Annotated in this window: 19 protein-coding genes; 11 read left to right on the top strand and 8 right to left on the bottom strand. The window is 59.1% G+C overall.

The window, feature by feature from the left end:
* Window positions 1-37: 37 nt before the first annotated feature.
* Window positions 38-601, top strand: a complete 564-nt coding sequence (locus ACZ9BE_RS13200; RefSeq protein WP_476249536.1) for a helix-turn-helix domain-containing protein — start codon at window positions 38-40, stop codon at window positions 599-601.
* On the top strand, window positions 602-2,005 hold the full coding sequence (locus tag ACZ9BE_RS13195) for an FAD/NAD(P)-binding protein (RefSeq protein ID WP_476249535.1): 1,404 nt from the start codon (window positions 602-604) through the stop codon (window positions 2,003-2,005).
* A 202-nt stretch (window positions 2,006-2,207) separates the two neighbouring features.
* Here the strand turns inward: ACZ9BE_RS13195 and ppnN are convergent, their stop codons facing one another.
* Window positions 2,208-3,581, bottom strand: coding sequence for a nucleotide 5'-monophosphate nucleosidase PpnN (gene ppnN / locus ACZ9BE_RS13190; RefSeq protein ID WP_056789275.1), 1,374 nt, complete (start codon window positions 3,579-3,581; stop codon window positions 2,208-2,210).
* A 222-nt stretch (window positions 3,582-3,803) separates the two neighbouring features.
* Here ppnN and ACZ9BE_RS13185 point away from each other — a divergent pair, with 222 nt between their 5' ends.
* Entirely contained in the window at window positions 3,804-4,331 is a 528-nt protein-coding gene (locus ACZ9BE_RS13185) for a DUF3087 domain-containing protein (RefSeq protein ID WP_095180232.1), read from the top strand.
* Here ACZ9BE_RS13185 and ACZ9BE_RS13180 read toward each other — a convergent pair.
* The gene (locus tag ACZ9BE_RS13180) at window positions 4,328-4,714 is read right to left on the bottom strand and encodes a DUF2784 domain-containing protein (RefSeq protein ID WP_041480792.1); all 387 of its coding nucleotides are present in this window, start codon (window positions 4,712-4,714) and stop codon (window positions 4,328-4,330) included. The genes ACZ9BE_RS13185 and ACZ9BE_RS13180 overlap by 4 nt on opposite strands.
* A 129-nt stretch (window positions 4,715-4,843) precedes the next feature.
* Here ACZ9BE_RS13180 and ACZ9BE_RS13175 point away from each other — a divergent pair, with 129 nt between their 5' ends.
* Window positions 4,844-4,987, top strand: coding sequence for a hypothetical protein (locus ACZ9BE_RS13175; protein WP_164488351.1), 144 nt, complete (start codon window positions 4,844-4,846; stop codon window positions 4,985-4,987).
* A gap of 44 nt (window positions 4,988-5,031) precedes the next feature.
* Here the strand turns inward: ACZ9BE_RS13175 and ACZ9BE_RS13170 are convergent, their stop codons facing one another.
* Complete coding sequence (locus ACZ9BE_RS13170) at window positions 5,032-5,304, bottom strand: hypothetical protein (protein ID WP_041480791.1); 273 nt, start codon at window positions 5,302-5,304, stop codon at window positions 5,032-5,034.
* Window positions 5,305-5,567: 263 nt separating this feature from the next.
* A complete protein-coding gene (locus ACZ9BE_RS13165) occupies window positions 5,568-6,248 on the bottom strand; it encodes an SOS response-associated peptidase (protein WP_041480789.1) in 681 nt (226 codons plus the stop codon).
* Window positions 6,249-6,446: 198 nt separating this feature from the next.
* Between ACZ9BE_RS13165 and ACZ9BE_RS13160 the strand changes: the two genes are divergently transcribed.
* Together ACZ9BE_RS13160 and ACZ9BE_RS13155 are read left to right on the top strand one after the other, a co-directional pair.
* Entirely contained in the window at window positions 6,447-7,346 is a 900-nt protein-coding gene (locus ACZ9BE_RS13160; protein ID WP_476249534.1) for a polysaccharide deacetylase family protein, read from the top strand.
* Window positions 7,347-7,451: 105 nt separating this feature from the next.
* A complete protein-coding gene (locus ACZ9BE_RS13155; protein ID WP_016775073.1) occupies window positions 7,452-7,694 on the top strand; it encodes a DUF1652 domain-containing protein in 243 nt (80 codons plus the stop codon).
* Between the two features lie 3 nt (window positions 7,695-7,697).
* On the opposite strand, the gene ACZ9BE_RS13150 is transcribed toward ACZ9BE_RS13155, so the two are convergent.
* Complete coding sequence (locus tag ACZ9BE_RS13150; protein ID WP_460138113.1) at window positions 7,698-8,060, bottom strand: NUDIX hydrolase; 363 nt, start codon at window positions 8,058-8,060, stop codon at window positions 7,698-7,700.
* A gap of 218 nt (window positions 8,061-8,278) precedes the next feature.
* Between ACZ9BE_RS13150 and ACZ9BE_RS13145 the strand changes: the two genes are divergently transcribed.
* Window positions 8,279-8,476 (top strand): DUF2188 domain-containing protein, encoded by a 198-nt coding sequence (locus ACZ9BE_RS13145; protein WP_095180231.1) that lies wholly within the window; start codon window positions 8,279-8,281, stop codon window positions 8,474-8,476.
* A gap of 64 nt (window positions 8,477-8,540) precedes the next feature.
* On the opposite strand, the gene ACZ9BE_RS13140 is transcribed toward ACZ9BE_RS13145, so the two are convergent.
* The gene (locus ACZ9BE_RS13140; protein ID WP_041480783.1) at window positions 8,541-8,780 is read right to left on the bottom strand and encodes a hypothetical protein; all 240 of its coding nucleotides are present in this window, start codon (window positions 8,778-8,780) and stop codon (window positions 8,541-8,543) included.
* Between the two features lie 184 nt (window positions 8,781-8,964).
* Here ACZ9BE_RS13140 and ACZ9BE_RS13135 point away from each other — a divergent pair, with 184 nt between their 5' ends.
* A complete protein-coding gene (locus ACZ9BE_RS13135; RefSeq protein WP_041480781.1) occupies window positions 8,965-9,300 on the top strand; it encodes a hypothetical protein in 336 nt (111 codons plus the stop codon).
* A gap of 189 nt (window positions 9,301-9,489) precedes the next feature.
* Entirely contained in the window at window positions 9,490-10,134 is a 645-nt protein-coding gene (locus ACZ9BE_RS13130; protein WP_252876470.1) for a DUF6338 family protein, read from the top strand.
* Between the two features lie 104 nt (window positions 10,135-10,238).
* On the opposite strand, the gene ACZ9BE_RS13125 is transcribed toward ACZ9BE_RS13130, so the two are convergent.
* Window positions 10,239-11,138, bottom strand: a complete 900-nt coding sequence (locus ACZ9BE_RS13125) for a LysR family transcriptional regulator (RefSeq protein WP_056789291.1) — start codon at window positions 11,136-11,138, stop codon at window positions 10,239-10,241.
* Between the two features lie 119 nt (window positions 11,139-11,257).
* Here ACZ9BE_RS13125 and ACZ9BE_RS13120 point away from each other — a divergent pair, with 119 nt between their 5' ends.
* Both ACZ9BE_RS13120 and ACZ9BE_RS13115 read left to right on the top strand, forming a co-directional pair.
* On the top strand, window positions 11,258-12,625 hold the full coding sequence (locus ACZ9BE_RS13120) for an MFS transporter (protein WP_476249533.1): 1,368 nt from the start codon (window positions 11,258-11,260) through the stop codon (window positions 12,623-12,625).
* A gap of 30 nt (window positions 12,626-12,655) precedes the next feature.
* A complete protein-coding gene (locus ACZ9BE_RS13115) occupies window positions 12,656-13,930 on the top strand; it encodes a glucarate dehydratase family protein (RefSeq protein WP_252882195.1) in 1,275 nt (424 codons plus the stop codon).
* Between the two features lie 102 nt (window positions 13,931-14,032).
* On the opposite strand, the gene ACZ9BE_RS13110 is transcribed toward ACZ9BE_RS13115, so the two are convergent.
* Window positions 14,033-14,917 carry a LysR substrate-binding domain-containing protein gene (locus tag ACZ9BE_RS13110; RefSeq protein WP_150635058.1) on the bottom strand — a complete coding sequence of 295 codons (885 nt, stop codon included), beginning with the start codon at window positions 14,915-14,917 and terminating at the stop codon, window positions 14,033-14,035.
* Window positions 14,918-14,929: the final 12 nt, after the last annotated feature.

Here is a 14,929-nt window from a genome sequence, read left to right as displayed (position 1 = left end):
GCAGTATACTGCCCAACCCCACCGAGTGAGCAATATAGTGCACAAAGATTCGACTCAGCGAGCCTCCGTCCTGCAACACGTCAGCCAGAACGTTCGACGCCTGCGGCATGCGGCGGATATGAGCCAGACCGCACTGGCGGAAAAGTCCGGGGTCAGCCGACGGATGCTGGTGGCGATCGAGGCGGGGGAAAAGAATGTCAGCCTGACCACGCTTGATCGCGTCGCCGAAGCGCTCGACGTTGCGTTCAGTGATCTGATCCAGGCGCACGATGCGCGCGATCCGAGCCGTATCAACGAGGTTGCCTGGGCTGGCACGATTGCGGGCAGCAGGGCCGTGCTACTGTCCAAAGCCACCGCGAGCCGCGAAGTCGAGCAATGGGAGTGGTGCCTGCAACCGGGCGAGGTTTATCCGTCGCAACCGGACGCCGATGGCTGGAGCGAGCAGATCTACGTATTTGAGGGTTGCCTGACGCTGATGCTCGGCGATCAGGCGCAGCACATCAATAAAGGAGAGTTTTTCATGTTCGCCAGCAATCAACCGCATGCCTACCGCAACGATGGCGATGTGGCTGCGCGGTTCGTGCGTAATGTGGTGATCTGAATGGAGCAGCCTGCGGACATTCTGATCATCGGCGGCGGCCTTAGCGGCACGATGCTGGCAGTGCAATTGCTCCGGTTGCCGGGGCAACGAAAGATTCTCATCATCGAGCCTCGCGCTGAACTGGGACGTGGTGAGGCTTACAGCGCAGTCGAGTTGGGACATACGCTGAACGGCAACGCGGCGCGGATGAGCGTCGATCCGGATAATCCTGATGATCTGACGCAGTGGCTGACCGCGCATATTGCCGGCGGCGGCTGGCCGGAATCTGCCGAGCAGGACGTGCCGGTCAGTGAGCTGTTTCCGCCGCGCGGCCTGTTCGGGGTCTATGTGCAACAGCGTCTGGCTGAGGCCCGGGCGGTGGGCGCGCTGCAAGGTTCGACCGTTGAACATATTTGTGCTGAAGCCGTCGACCTGCAAAGCGATTCCGGCTCAATGCAGCTCACCTTGAGTGATGGCCGGATTTTGCGTGGGTCGCAGGCGGTGCTGGCCACCGGCATGTTTCCCGCCGCCCGCACGCCGCAGACGCAGTCCAGTGGCCTTAATGCCGCCGCGCTTGATCCCTGGGATGTGGCGGCCATGCGCGAACTCGACCCGCAGTCCACCGTGGTGATCATCGGCTCCGGTCTGACCATGGTCGATACCGTGGTGTCGCTGGAGCAGGCCGGGCATCGCGGGCCGATCGAGGTGTTCTCCCGGCATGGCCTGCTCCCGCACGTGCGCCGTCAACCGCCGGCCTGGGTGGATTTTCTGGCAGCAGATCACAGCATCCGCACGCCACGCCAGTTGGTGCGCGAATTGCGCCGACATTGTCGCGACGCAATCGCCCAAGGCATCGACTGGCAGGCGCCGCTGGATACGGTTCGCGCGCATATCGCGCGGTTGTGGAGTCAGGCGACTGACGTGCAGCGTCGACAATTCGTACGGCATGTACGGCCATGGTGGGAGAGTCACCACCATCGTTCGCCGCCACTGAGTGCCGAGTTGATCGAACGGCTGCACAAGGAAGGACGCTTGCGCATTCACGCCGCGTCATTCAAGGGCATTGAGCCCGGCGCTGGCGATGCCGTGACCATTCGCATCCGTGCTCGGGGTGAGACTGAAACAGGCGTGGTCAGCGGTGCAGCGCTGATCAACTCCAGCGGCATTGAATACGACTGGCGGCGTGTTGCTCGGCCGTTGCCACAGCAGTTGCTGGCGCGGGGGCTGGTGCAGCCGGGGCCGCTGGCGCTGGGGATTAGAGCAAAGGACGGCGCAGTGGTGGATGCCGAAGGGCGCGTGAGTAGTCAGCTGTTTGCCATGGGACCGCCGTTGCGCGGGATGTGGTGGGAGAGTACGGCGGTGACGGACGTCGCTGCGCAGGCTAAAGCGTTGGCTCGGCGGTTGGTGGATAGCCTGAGAGACTGATGTGTTTTTCTTGGGCCTCTTCGCGAGCAGGCTCGCTCCCACAATGGGATTCAGGTTGTGACTACAATTTGCGGCACACCATAAATCCTGTGGGAGCGAGCTTGCTCGCGAAAGCGTCATCTGATTCAACGTCTCTGTTGAATGAAAGACCGCTATCGCTGGCAAGCCAGCTCCCACATTGGGCTTTTGTGACGGCTTGAGATTATGCGACTACCCGGTAGCAAGGCACATACGCCGCGCCACCCGGAAGTTTCATCCGGTGCTGGGCGACGAAGGCTTTGAGCAGTGCATCAAGCGGCTGCATGATCGCCGCATCGCCACGGATCTGATACGGCCCGTGCTCTTCGATCAGGCGAATGCCCTTGTCCTTGACGTTACCGGCGACGATCCCGGAAAACGCCCGACGCAGATTGGCCGCCAGTTCATGCGGTGGCTGGTCGCGGTGCAGTTTCAGGTTGGCCATGTTTTCGTGGGTCGGATCGAACGGACGCTGGAAGCCCTCATCGATCTTCAACAGCCAGTTGAAATGAAACGCATCGTTACGCTCGCGGCGGAACTGCTTCACCGCTTTCAAGCCTTGAGTCATCTGCCGCGCTACTTCGGCCGGATCATCGATGATGATCTCGTAATGCTGTTTGGCTTCTTCGCCGAGGGTCGCGATGACAAACGCATCCAGCTGTTCCAGATACGGCGCGGCATGCTTCGGCCCGGTGAGGATCACCGGGAACGGCAGACCTTCATTGTCCGGGTGCATCAGGATGCCGAGCAGGTACAGGAACTCTTCGGCCGTACCGGCGCCGCCCGGGAAAATGATGATGCCGTGGCCAACACGGACGAAGGCTTCCAGACGTTTTTCGATGTCCGGCAGGATCACCAGCTCATTGACGATCGGGTTCGGCGCTTCGGCGGCGATGATGCCTGGCTCGGTCAGGCCGAGGTAGCGACCGCCGTGAATGCGTTGTTTGGCATGGGCAATGGTCGCGCCCTTCATCGGACCTTTCATCACGCCAGGGCCGCAACCAGTGCAGATGTCGAGGCTGCGCAGGCCCAGTTCATGGCCGACTTTCTTGGTGTATTTGTATTCTTCGGTATTGATCGAGTGGCCGCCCCAGCACACCACGATCTTCGGCTCGACGCCCGGGCGCAGGGTGCGCGCGTTGCGCAGCAGGTGGAACACGTAATCGCTGATGCCTTGGGAATTGCTCAGGTCGATGCGCTGGCTGTCGAGTTCGTTCTCGGTGTAGACGATGTCGCGCAGGGCGCTGAAGAGCATTTCGCGGGTGCTGGCGATCATCTCGCCGTCGACGAACGCGTCGGCCGGAGCGTTCAGCAGCTCCAGGCGTACGCCGCGATCCTGTTGGTGAATACGGATTTCGAAGTCCTTGTAGGCTTCGAGGATGGTCTTGGCATTGTCGACATGCGCGCCGGTGTTGAGGATGGCCAGGGCGCACTGGCGGAAGAGGGTATAGGTGCTGCCGGATCCGGCTTCGCTCAGTTGCTGGACTTCACGTTGAGAAAGGGTTTCCAGACTGCCTTTCGGGCTGACCGAGGCATTGATTACGTGTCGTTGGGTCATGCAGTGATCCTTAAAACGATGTCATCCACAAGGCAGCGGATGGCATCCGAATAGTGTGTATCCATGAATGAAGATGGCACGATCTGCGCTATACCGCCATGTCCCGTTGGACTTTGAAAAGATGAAAAGGAGCTCCAGCATAGCTAAAACCCGGTGCGATGCGATAATGCGCCGGCGAGTTTTTTCCGTTGCGCGTTTTGTCACTCAAGGAAGTCATTTTCGATGTTCGAGATTCAGCCGATGGACCCCGCTACCTTTCGTCAGCAGACCCGCCGCAGCACGATCATCATCGCCGTGCTGTTTCTGCTGCTGGCCATGCTGTTTTCGTCTGTCGCGGTGGCGGTATTTGGCGAGCCCGATGGGGATAATCTGCGATTCAACGTGGGCGGGGTATTTGTGGCGTTTCTGCTGACGGCGGCGCTGTTGCGCGGACGTTTCTGGCATCAGACCTGGATGGCCCCGGCGGTGTACAGCTGGCGCCTCAAGCGCAATCTGATGAGCATCACCAATGTGATGCATCAGGTAACAGCGGCGGCGCAGAACAACGATCCGACGGCGATGAAGGTGCTGCGTTTCTATCACTTGGGACTGCTGCAGATGCATGAGCTGGACGGCAACTCCAGCGATCATGGACAACTGCGTGACGAAGTCGCACAGCACAAGGCGAGGATGCAGGCGCTGGGCCTTGATCCTGACCAGCCACGCTTCGATCCGCAGTGGCTGGAAACGTTGAAACCGGCCTCGCGTTAAAACGGAATGCGCCGGGCGCGGCGCAGTTTCCACGAGCGCAGCAGTCGTGCGTACACCAACAGGTTGACCGCCAGCACCACGCTGCCAAGTGCCAGTTGAATCTGCGGCGTCAGACCGGCCGGGTAGATGATCGGCCAGATGTAATGCTCAATGAAACCGCCGGCGTATTCGGTCTGCCCGGCCGCGTGGCGCATGAGATTTTCCCAGTAGGTCAACGGACAGGTCAGGTGCAACACCTCGACCGCTACGCCCCAGGCAGCCGCCGGCAGGTGCAGCCACATCAACCGTGGCCAGCGCAGCACCAGCAGCCCGCCGAACAGTACGAACAAGATGAAACACAAGTGAAACAGCACCAGCCCGTCGGCGGCGATTCGGTACAGCATGGCGTCTTCCTGACGTAAGGGGAGATGGCGCTATGGTACGCCGCGCGGGACAAAATGCGTTGGTGAATCTGGGCGCGCAAAAGTGTTCTACCCTTTAACGATCATCAACTGTTCTGAGGTGAGGTGCACATGGCAACTGAGCAAACGCGCGCGGAAGATGATGAGCCAACGGAAGAAGAAATCGAGCAGCAGAAGAGGCAGGAAAAAACCTGGAAGCATGATGACAGCCGCGAGCTATCGGACCGCGATCAGGAGCGTCCTCTGAAACCTTGAACAGCGCATACGAAGAGCCCCGCAGCAGCGGGGCTCTTCGCGTTTCAGAAGTCTTCCAGCTGCGTGAAATCCGGGTAGGTCGCTCGATACCCCAACGTTCGATCGATCCACGCATTGAGCTCATTGACCATCACCGGCGGATGGCCGGGATAACCCTCGAGGGTGCTGCGCAGGGTGCGTTCGATATCGGGCACGCTGTGCAGGTTTCGGGTCTTGATGTAATGGCCGATAAAACAGTCGAGTTCCAGGCGTTCTGTCTTGGACAGATGGACACACTTCAGGCCGCTGACCTGTTTGATTGCAAAATCGTCGCTCACTTATTTCTCTGCAAGGCTTGAAAGTTGTTGATGGATTCCTGATTTCTTTGACTCTTTGGTCAACTGGTATACCAATCGGAAAGGCGGCGCGCATGCTATCCGCAGCGCGGGGAAATGTATGTATGACTGTCGAAATGTCTGACAGGCGGTTGATTCGCTCAAACGGCTGTTTTACGGAGGTTGTATCGCGGTTGAAACACTTTTTGTAACGCGCGGGATTCAGTGACGGGCTCGCTTGATTAACGCAGCAGTGAAGTAATTATTTAGTCGACTCGTTCTATCAATTGCGCACCTTGATTACGCGTATTACCGACCGCTTTGCCGACTTTGTACCATTCGAAGGCATCACTGGGCTCGCCTTCAAACAGCAGCATCTGCTCGGCGCGCTCCAGTGGCGTCGCCGGATCAAGCCATTCCCGAGCCCGCGTCGAATCGAAGACCACCGGGCGGCGATCGTGAATATCGAGGAGGCCGCCCAGGCTGTCAGCGGTGATGATGACGAACCCGTCGTCCTCCCTCGGCGCAACCCCCGGTGCCGGAAACTGGCCGATACCAGCACAGAAAACCGGAGCCTGATCCGCCCGACGAATCAACCAGGGCTGTCGGGATTTTTCCCCGGTATCAACCCATTCAAACCAGTTGTCGACCGGCACAATCAGCCGCTGCCGCCAGATCGCCCGGAAGAACGCGCCATGGGCGACTTTTTCCACCCGTGCGTTGATGGGCGCGGCACGATCCTTGGCCCAATGCGGCCGCCAGCCCCAGCGCAGATTGTCGGCATGAATGGCCTGTTCGTGCTGGTGCAGAACCGCCAGCGCAGTGGTGGGCGCTGCGTTGTAGCGATTGAGCGGCGCATCGCCAACGTGATTGATCAACGCATCGGGGATGCTGAGCACCGCGACGAAATCGTGAATCCCACGGTACTGCGTGAGTCTTCCGCACATGGCTGAAATCTCCTTGAGGAAATTTGAGTCTAGTCGGACATGCCGATGTGCCTGGCCGATGACGCACTGAAACCAGCACCGGAACCAAACCCTGTGTACCTTATCCAACCTGCGCTCGCGGATAGCCGCGCAGGGATGGACAAAGGCGAGGGAGGTTTGCCATTCGACAACACCACGGCCGCGGCCTCGGGGCAAGACATGACATCCGGATGCAAACTTCTTTGTGTTGCGCTCATCGCGCTCGGTCTGGCCGGTTGCATCGCCGCGCCGATTGAAATGACCACGCAAACCGAAACGCGCCTGAAGGCTCAGGTCCCCGTACGTTTTCTGCTGACGTTTGACGATGGCCCCAGCGCTTCAGGATGGTGGAATCCCACGGCGACGGTGCTCGACAGCCTCAAAAGCAATCCGCTGCAGGCAAACATCAAAGCCGTGTTTTTCGTGCAGACCCGAGCACCCAGAGCAGGCAACAGCGAGATCGGTCGCAGCCTGATGCGTCGTGAACACGCCGAGGGGCATATTCTCGCCTTTCACACCGCAACCCACTGGCACACCAACCATCGCTCGCTCGATCCGCAAGAGCTGGAGCAATCGCTGACCGATGGCAGCGCTGACATTGCCGCCATCACCGGAGCGCCGCCCAAGCTGTTGCGCCCACCGTTCTGGAACTACGACAAGCGCACATTTGCGGCCTATCAAAAACACGGCTTGCACGTCTTGCTCACGGACCTGAGTGCCAACGACGGCAAGATCTGGGGCTTCAACGCCAGCCCTCGGCGTCGGGCGAACATGCTGCGGCAGTTATCGGAAGTGCGCGAGCGCATCGCGGTGGGTCAATTGCCGACCGTGGATGGCGTGATTCCGGTCGTGGTGACGTTCCATGATCTCAATCGCTACACCGCGCGCCACACTCGCGAATATCTGCAGATTCTGCTCGATAGCGCGGCGGCGAGCGGGGTCAGACTGGCGGACGAGCCGTTCTACGACGATCAGGCCGCACTGCAAAAAGCCGCGTTGGCGCGTACGGTTCAGCAAAGCGCTGAGCCGGTGAATCTGCCCGGTATGTGGAACTGGGTCTGGGATCACGACGCGCATTGAATGGCGTGGGTGAGTTGTGATCGGCTTGGCATTCCCGAGCGGGCAATTAACAGACCGTAGGTCTATGCTCGATGGATCGATTCTCCGCCTGCGAGGCGCCCGTCCATGCTTGCCATTGCCGATATTTGCCGGATCGTCGAGTCAGGCTTCCCCACGTTCAAGTGTGATTGCACACCGACCGGACAAGGTCTGTTGCGGATCAAGGTGTATGAGCCGGGCAGTGGGCGTGTCGAGTTGTTGCTTGACGGCGTTTCTCCCGAACATCTGGTGACGATTCGCGATATTTCCAATTTCATCGGTGAGTTGCGCACGGAAATCAGCGCCGGTCGCCGGGCGTTCGCCGGCTGATTGTCATAAACGGCGTTGAAAGGCCTGCACGATGCGCCGTGTCGCGTCGTTGGTTTCAAGATTGTGCAGGGCATCGAGCGGATACCAGATGCAATCGACGATTTCATTCTGCGGGCGCACGTCGTCGATGTTGACCACCGAAGCCTCATACACATGATGTCGCGTACTTCCCGCCTGAAAGTCCATCAGGTACAGGACGTCCTCAGCATTGAGCCCGGTTTCCTCCTGCAACTCGCGCACGGCTGCCGCCGCACGGGTTTCCCCGGGTTCGACCTTGCCGCCGGGCAATGACCAGTGATGGCGGGGTTTGCGGACCAGGAGGATATGGCGATCCTGTTCGCAAATGACGGTGGCGCGTACTTTCATGATTGCCCTGTTGATGTGTGTCATAAATCTGTAATCAAACTGCAATATTCGAGCCGCAGGCGGTTTTAAAGGTTCCTTCTTGATTCGGAGCCATTTGCATAGCAAAAAGTGCCAGTGAATTGACATGTGCCACGGTGAATCCGGTTCACACCGCAGCGGGGAGCGGGTGTAAGGTAAGCCCGTACACCGAAAACACCGTTGACGAAATGGAGGTGCTTATGAGCATTCCAATGCTGAACAAGCTGCGCATGAACGGTTATGACGTGCTAAGCGTGAACAACGGCCCATGGCGGGTCTGCACCCTGGGCGACCGGTTGGCGTCATTCACCAGCAGGGAGGAAGCGATGGCCTATGCGGCGGCGCTTCCCGGTTACAAAAAGCGCTCCCGGCAGGGTCAAAGCCACAATGGCGGTTGAGGCTGTGTAACGAAAGAGCCCCGGTCTTGACCGGGGCTTCTTATTTGTGGCTTTGGAACGCTTGTCAGTGCACCTTGATTCGGCTGATGGTCCGGGCTTTTACCTCCTTGGCATAGATCTGCAATCTCTCTTCGTCGCTTTGCAGGATTTCGCACGACCGCAACACGGTCTGGGCGTCTGCCTCGTTGCCGGATTTACGCAGTTGTTCAGCGATGCGCTTGAGATCGACCGCCGACCATCTCAGGTCCGACGCCACGCTTTGCAAATCCCGTTGAAGTTCGTGTTCGTATTCATTGAGCCGCATGATCACCTCCTGAACGTTCTCGGTAGAAAAGAGTAGTCGCATTTTCCCGGATGCGGCCAAGTCATCTGACGCCCGGCTGAACCGATGTGAAAAATTGTCCAAACGCCGGTAACGGCGGGTTGCCACGATGGATGTGCAAGCAGTTAAACGGTACATTCAGCTTTTTTCCGCACAGGTAAACAACATGCGCGTATGGATCGGCAGTCTGGCACTGGCTCTGTTGACGGGGTGCTCGTTACCGGCGTCGCTGGTGCCGGGCGAGCCAAACCTCAGCAAGACCAGTGACAAGCCACCCAAGGAATATGCTGCGTGTTTGTTACCGTTGTGGCAGAAAGACGTGGCCAAGACTTCGCAGACGTCGATTTCCAACGGCTACCGGATTACCGCGCCGAGCATTATCACGGCGGATGAGATTCTCGATATCGTCAAATACAAGGACGGCAGCAAAGTGTCTCTCTACCAGGGGCCGCCGTGGGCCAAGTCCGGGTCGCTGCGCCAATCGGTGCGTGACTGCCTGTAACCGGGCGCCCGGATCTCAAAAAAGGCAGACACTGAAGTTCGGTGTCTGCCTTTTTTCATCGGATGGAGACTCCAGCCAAACGCTCGCAATGAGCTGTGACAGTTGCCCCCGAGGCGCAGCAGGATCCTTGACTAGGCTTTGAATGTCGGCCCGTGACGGGTTCGGCATGACTAAAAGGAGCCTCGGATCATGGATGATCTGGTCAAGGACATCATTCCGCTGTTGCAGTACCTCATCCCCGGGTTTCTATCGACCTGGATCTTCTATTCACTTACGGCATTCAAGCGACCGGATACGTTCGGCCAGATCGTGCAGGCGCTGATATTTACTTTTGTGATTCAGGGCGCGGTGTTGGCGGTGGGCAACCTCTGTTTATGGATTGGCTCGAAGGGTTTTTCATTAGGAAACTGGGATGATCGGGCGCAAACGCTCTGGGCATTTGTGTTTTCGCTGATGCTGGGATTGTTTGCCTGTTACCTGGCTACGAGTGACAAATTGCACGGCTGGTTACGTAAGCGAAACGTCACGAAACAATCTTCTTTCCCCAGTGAATGGTTCTGCGCCTTTGCCCAACATGAGCGCTTTATAACCCTGCATTTAAGCGACGAAAGGCGCGTATTTGGCTGGCCGGTCGAGTGGCCACGGGAATCATCAAATGGTCAGTTCGTCATGAAATATCCGCGTTGGCTCACGGATGATGGCCAACCTGCATCTATTGGCGCGGAGTTTTTGTTGATAGATTCCGCGAAAGTCAAATGGGTCGAGTTCAGCCCAGTATCAGAGGGATCAACATGCCAACTGCCAGAGCACCACAACCCATGCCAAAGCATTTAGAGCGACTCTTTGTCGGGCCGGACGGAAAAATGCTCGACGTGCCCTTGATCAAGGGACCCAGTGCGCCGCCGCCTCTGAAACCACGGTCTAGACGATAAACTTCTTCAGCCCCAACCCTGCACCACCGCCCGGCGAATCGCCTCCAGCAACATCGCGAACGCCGGGTTGTCATTGTTCTCCCGCCAGATCAGATGCAGTTCGCTTTGCACCCCTTCGCCCAGATCGATCTCGCGAAACACCACATTCCTGAACACCACGCTGGTAGCGCAACGCGGTACCAGCGCCAGACCCATGCCAGCGTTGACCAGCGCCAGAATCGTCAGCGACGAGCCCAGCCACTGCACGTAATCCGGCGCCACCCGCGCTGAGCGTAGCGTGCCGGTCAACAGTTCGTTGAACGGCGGATAGGCTTCATGGGAGTACATCAGGAACGGTTGTTTATCCAGATCGGCGACAGACACTTCAGTCGCGTTTGCCAACTTGTGCCCGCTGGGCACTGCCAGCACAAATGGTTCGCGCACCAGGCATTCGGTGGCATAACCCGGTTCCTGCAATGGCGCTCGGGCGATGCCCAGGTCGATACGGCGAGCTCGCAACGCCTCGTGCTGTTGATAGGTGTTCATCTCTGCCAGATCGATTTTCACCTGGGGCTGTTTAAGTCGCGCTTCGGCGATCACCTTGGGCAGAAACTCATACACCGCGCTGCCGACAAACGCGATGTTTACCGAACCAATATCGCCCTCGGCAAACCGGCGTGCGGTGATCGCTGCTTGCTGGGCGCGCTCCAGCAGATTCTGCGCTTCAACGAAAAATGCCCGGCCTGCCGCCGTCAGCGCAACACTGCGTGTGCTGCGGGTGAACAGCTCGACGCCAAGGTGATGCTCCAGCAACTGGATCTGCCGGCTCAGCGGCGGCTGCGTCATGTTCAGACGCTCGGCGGCGCGGCGGAAGTTGAGTTCGGTGGCGACCGTGGTAAAGCAGCGCAGTTGGGTGAGTTCGAACATTGATCTAATCCAGGTATCAATCGAATGCCTGTTTAGATTAGACGGGATCAATGCACGACGTCCATGATCGGCTCATTGCTTCAAGTCATCCCTAAAAAAACAAGATCGGGAGTCGCCCCTTGAAAACCCTCCAGAGTCCGCCGGACATCACGGTGCTCGCCCGCGCCGCCGCCAAGGTCAAACGCCATGTGCTGCCGCTGTTCGTGGTGATGTTCATCGTCAACTACATCGACCGGGTCAATATCGGTTTCGTGCGCAGTCATCTGGAGACCGATCTGGGCATTGGCGCAGCGGCTTATGGACTTGGCGCCGGATTGTTTTTCATCGGTTATGCGCTGTTCGAAGTGCCGTCGAACATGCTGTTGCAGCGCTACGGCGCGCGGGTCTGGCTGACGCGGATCATGTTCACCTGGGGCGCTGCGGCCATGGCCATGGCCTTTGTTCAGGGCGAAACCAGTTTCTACGTACTGCGCTTTATTCTTGGCGCGGCTGAGGCCGGGTTCTTCCCGGGAATCATTTACTACTTCACCCAATGGCTGCCAGCGTCCGAGCGCGGCAAAACCATGGCGGTGTTCCTTAGCGGCTCGGCGATTGCCTCGGTCATTTCCGGCCCGGTGTCCGGTGCGCTGTTGCATATCAGCGGATTGGGCATGCACGGCTGGCAGTGGATGTTTCTGATCGAAGGCGCTGCGTCGGTGGTGCTGTGTGCTTTCGTCTGGTTCTGGCTGCAATCGCACCCGCGCCAAGCCAAGTGGCTGAGCGAGGAGGAGCGTGAAGCGCTGGTCGCGGCGATTGCCGAGGAGCAGCGCGCTCGCGAAGCGGTACAAGTCGCCAAGCCGTCGATGTTCAAACTGTTGGCCGACCGGCAGATCGCGCTGTTCTGCTTCATCTACTTTTCCATTGCCCTGACCATCTACGGCGCAACCTTCTGGCTACCGAGCATGATCAAGAAGATGGGCAACCTCGGTGATTTCCAGGTCGGGCTGCTCAACTCCATTCCGTGGATCATTTCGATTGTCGCCATGTACGGCTTCGCGGCGCTGGCCGGCAAGTGGAAATTCCAGCAGGCCTGGGTCGCGCTGACCCTGGTAATCGCCGCCATCGGTATGTTCATGTCGACCACCGGCGGGCCGGTGTTTGCCTTTGTCGCGATCTGCTTCGCCGCCATCGGTTTCAAAGCGGCGTCGGCGCTGTTCTGGCCGATTCCGCAGAGCTATCTGGATGCGCGCATTGCTGCGGCGGTGATCGCGCTGATCAACTCCATCGGCAACCTTGGCGGCTTCGTCGCGCCGACCGCGTTCGGCATCCTTGAACAAACCACCGGCTCCATCGAGGGCGGCCTGTATGGCCTGGCGGCGACATCGCTGATCGCTGCCGTGGTGATCTTCTTCGCCCGCACGGCGCCTGGCGCCAAAGATAAAACCCCGGCAAAACCAAGTGACGAAGACGCCGTTGTGGCGCCGGCTCGTCCGGCTGCGAGCCACTGAATCGATTGTTGATCTGTCAGGAGCGTTATCTTGAAAATCACCCGTGTCAGCGTCACCCCGATTGCCTTTCGCGATCCGCCACTGCTCAACGCCAGCGGCATCCACGAACCCTTTGCTCTGCGCTCGATCATCGAGATTGAAAGTGACAACGGCTACATCGGCCTCGGCGAAAGCTACGGCGATGCCCCGGCGCTGGCGATCCAGCAACAATTGCAGAGCCAGTTGATCGGCCTCGATCCGTTCAACCTCAATCAATTGCGCGCGATCGTGCAGGCCACCGTGGCGGCGAATAAACCCGTCAGCGTCGCTGGTGCCGAACTGGCCCCCGGTTCCCATGCCAGCAAAGCGGTGAGCAATGCCTACTCGGCATTCGAAGTAGCGTTTCTCGATTTGCAGGCGCACTACCTGAACGTGCCGCTGGTGGACCTGCTCGGCGGCGCGATCCGCGATGAAGTGCCGTTCAGCGCCTACCTGTTTTTCAAATACGCCGAACACATCGACTCCCCCTACAAGCCAGATAACTGGGGCGAAGCGCTGAGCGAGCAACAGATCGTCGCGCAGGCAGCGCGGATGATCGAAGCGTACGGATTCAAGAGCATCAAGCTCAAGGCCGGCACCTTGCCGCCGGAGCATGAAGTGGCTTGCATCAAGGCACTGAAGAAAGCCTTTCCGGGATTCCCGCTGCGCATCGATCCGAACGGCAACTGGTCGCTGGAGACGGCGATTCGCATGGCCGAACTGCTCGGCGATGATCTGCAGTATTACGAAGACCCGACCCCGGGCCTTGATGGCATGGCCGAACTGCACAAGCGCACCGGTCTGCCCTTGGCGACCAATATGGTCGTCACCGATTTCGACGAGTTCCGCCGCAGCGTTGCGCAGAACAGCGTGCAAATCGTCCTCGCCGACCACCATTATTGGGGTGGCCTGCGGGATACGCAGACGCTGGCGAAAATGTGCGATGTGTTTGGCCTCGGCGTGTCGATGCATTCCAACTCGCACCTGGGCATCAGCCTGATGGCCATGGCGCACGTCGCGGCGGCGGTGCCGAATCTGGATTACGCCTGCGACACCCACTACCCGTGGCAGGAGCCGGACGAGGAAGTGATCAAGGGCGGCAAGCTGCCGATTGTCGATGGCTGTGTGAAGATCAGCCGTGCGCCGGGGTTGGGGCTGGAACTGGACCATGAGCAACTGGCCAAGCTGCATGACCAGTACCTGACGTGCGGGATTCGCCAGCGCGATGATGTGCGGCAGATGCAGCGGTACAAGGCGGATTGGCGGGCGGTCAAGCCGAGGTTTTAAGTTCGTTGCGACTGGCTTCTTCGCGAGCAGGCTCGCTCCCACACTTGACATACGTTTCCCTGTGGGAGCGAGCCTGCTCGCGAATGGCCGCGACTCGATCCTTCAGAGGGTATCAATCAGCCAATCCCTGAACGCCTTCAACGAAGGCAGATTCTCATTACGCGGCGGGTACACCAGGTAATAGCTGCGTCGGCTGGTAATCGGCTCGCCCAGTTGCAGCAATTCGCCCTTGAGCAATTCGTCTTCGACCAGAATTCGCGGCACCAGGCCAACACCGATATTGGCGCGTACTGCCTGGATCAAGTGCGAGGTCATTTCAAAGCTCGGCCCGATCCGCATGCTGCGATGCGGCAGTTGATGATGGCTGAACCATTCCGCCCACGCCTGGGCATTGCTGCTGACGTTGAGCAATAACTGCCCGGCAATGTGCTGCTCAGCTTTGTCGCGTTCAGGTGCCGACAACTGCGCGCTGGCAATGGCCACCAGTTCTTCGGTGTGCAGGGGCAGGGCGGTCAGGCCTGGCCATTCTCCGCCGCCGACGCAGATGGCGGCGTCGATTTCGCTGGTATCGAAGTCGATGGTTTCGATCCGCGAGTGCAGGTGCACGGTCATGCCCGGGTGCGCCGTGTAGAAATCCTTAAGCCGTGGAAGCAGCCATTTCGAGCCGAAGGTCGGCAGCGTCGCCAGGCGCAGGCTGTGGATGCCCGAACCAAACGCCATTGCCTGCAAGGTTGCGCTGCGAATCTGCCCGAGGGCTTCGCTGAGTTCGCGCTGATACATGCGACCGACATCGGTCAGCACCACCTGCCGGCCTTCGCGGCTGAACAAGCGCATGCCCAGCATCTTCTCGAGAATCTGTACCTGGCGGCTGACCGCGCTCTGCGTCAGTGACAGTTCATGGGCGGCGCGGGTGTAACTCTCATGACGAGCGGCGGCCTCGAAAGCCAGCAGCAGCGACATGGACGGTGTGAGGGTGCGCGGATTCATTCGTAAAACTCA

The organism is Pseudomonas sp. TE9122, assembly GCF_056278925.1.
This window is presented reverse-complemented; position numbering and strand designations above follow the sequence as displayed.

What these genes read in the sequence shown, in the direction of transcription:
- ACZ9BE_RS13130 (WP_252876470.1), top strand. Translation starts at nt 9,490, where the DNA reads ATGGATGATCTGGTCAAGGACATCATTCCGCTGTTGCAGTACCTCATC.
- ACZ9BE_RS13110 (WP_150635058.1), bottom strand. Translation starts at nt 14,917, where the DNA reads ATGAATCCGCGCACCCTCACACCGTCCATGTCGCTGCTGCTGGCTTTC.
- ACZ9BE_RS13145 (WP_095180231.1), top strand. Translation starts at nt 8,279, where the DNA reads ATGAGCATTCCAATGCTGAACAAGCTGCGCATGAACGGTTATGACGTG.
- ppnN (WP_056789275.1), bottom strand. Translation starts at nt 3,581, where the DNA reads ATGACCCAACGACACGTAATCAATGCCTCGGTCAGCCCGAAAGGCAGT.
- ACZ9BE_RS13135 (WP_041480781.1), top strand. Translation starts at nt 8,965, where the DNA reads ATGCGCGTATGGATCGGCAGTCTGGCACTGGCTCTGTTGACGGGGTGC.
- ACZ9BE_RS13150 (WP_460138113.1), bottom strand. Translation starts at nt 8,060, where the DNA reads ATGAAAGTACGCGCCACCGTCATTTGCGAACAGGATCGCCATATCCTC.
- ACZ9BE_RS13175 (WP_164488351.1), top strand. Translation starts at nt 4,844, where the DNA reads ATGGCAACTGAGCAAACGCGCGCGGAAGATGATGAGCCAACGGAAGAA.
- ACZ9BE_RS13180 (WP_041480792.1), bottom strand. Translation starts at nt 4,714, where the DNA reads ATGCTGTACCGAATCGCCGCCGACGGGCTGGTGCTGTTTCACTTGTGT.
- ACZ9BE_RS13160 (WP_476249534.1), top strand. Translation starts at nt 6,447, where the DNA reads ATGACATCCGGATGCAAACTTCTTTGTGTTGCGCTCATCGCGCTCGGT.
- ACZ9BE_RS13185 (WP_095180232.1), top strand. Translation starts at nt 3,804, where the DNA reads ATGTTCGAGATTCAGCCGATGGACCCCGCTACCTTTCGTCAGCAGACC.
- ACZ9BE_RS13155 (WP_016775073.1), top strand. Translation starts at nt 7,452, where the DNA reads ATGCTTGCCATTGCCGATATTTGCCGGATCGTCGAGTCAGGCTTCCCC.
- ACZ9BE_RS13140 (WP_041480783.1), bottom strand. Translation starts at nt 8,780, where the DNA reads ATGCGGCTCAATGAATACGAACACGAACTTCAACGGGATTTGCAAAGC.
- ACZ9BE_RS13165 (WP_041480789.1), bottom strand. Translation starts at nt 6,248, where the DNA reads ATGTGCGGAAGACTCACGCAGTACCGTGGGATTCACGATTTCGTCGCG.
- ACZ9BE_RS13125 (WP_056789291.1), bottom strand. Translation starts at nt 11,138, where the DNA reads ATGTTCGAACTCACCCAACTGCGCTGCTTTACCACGGTCGCCACCGAA.
- ACZ9BE_RS13195 (WP_476249535.1), top strand. Translation starts at nt 602, where the DNA reads ATGGAGCAGCCTGCGGACATTCTGATCATCGGCGGCGGCCTTAGCGGC.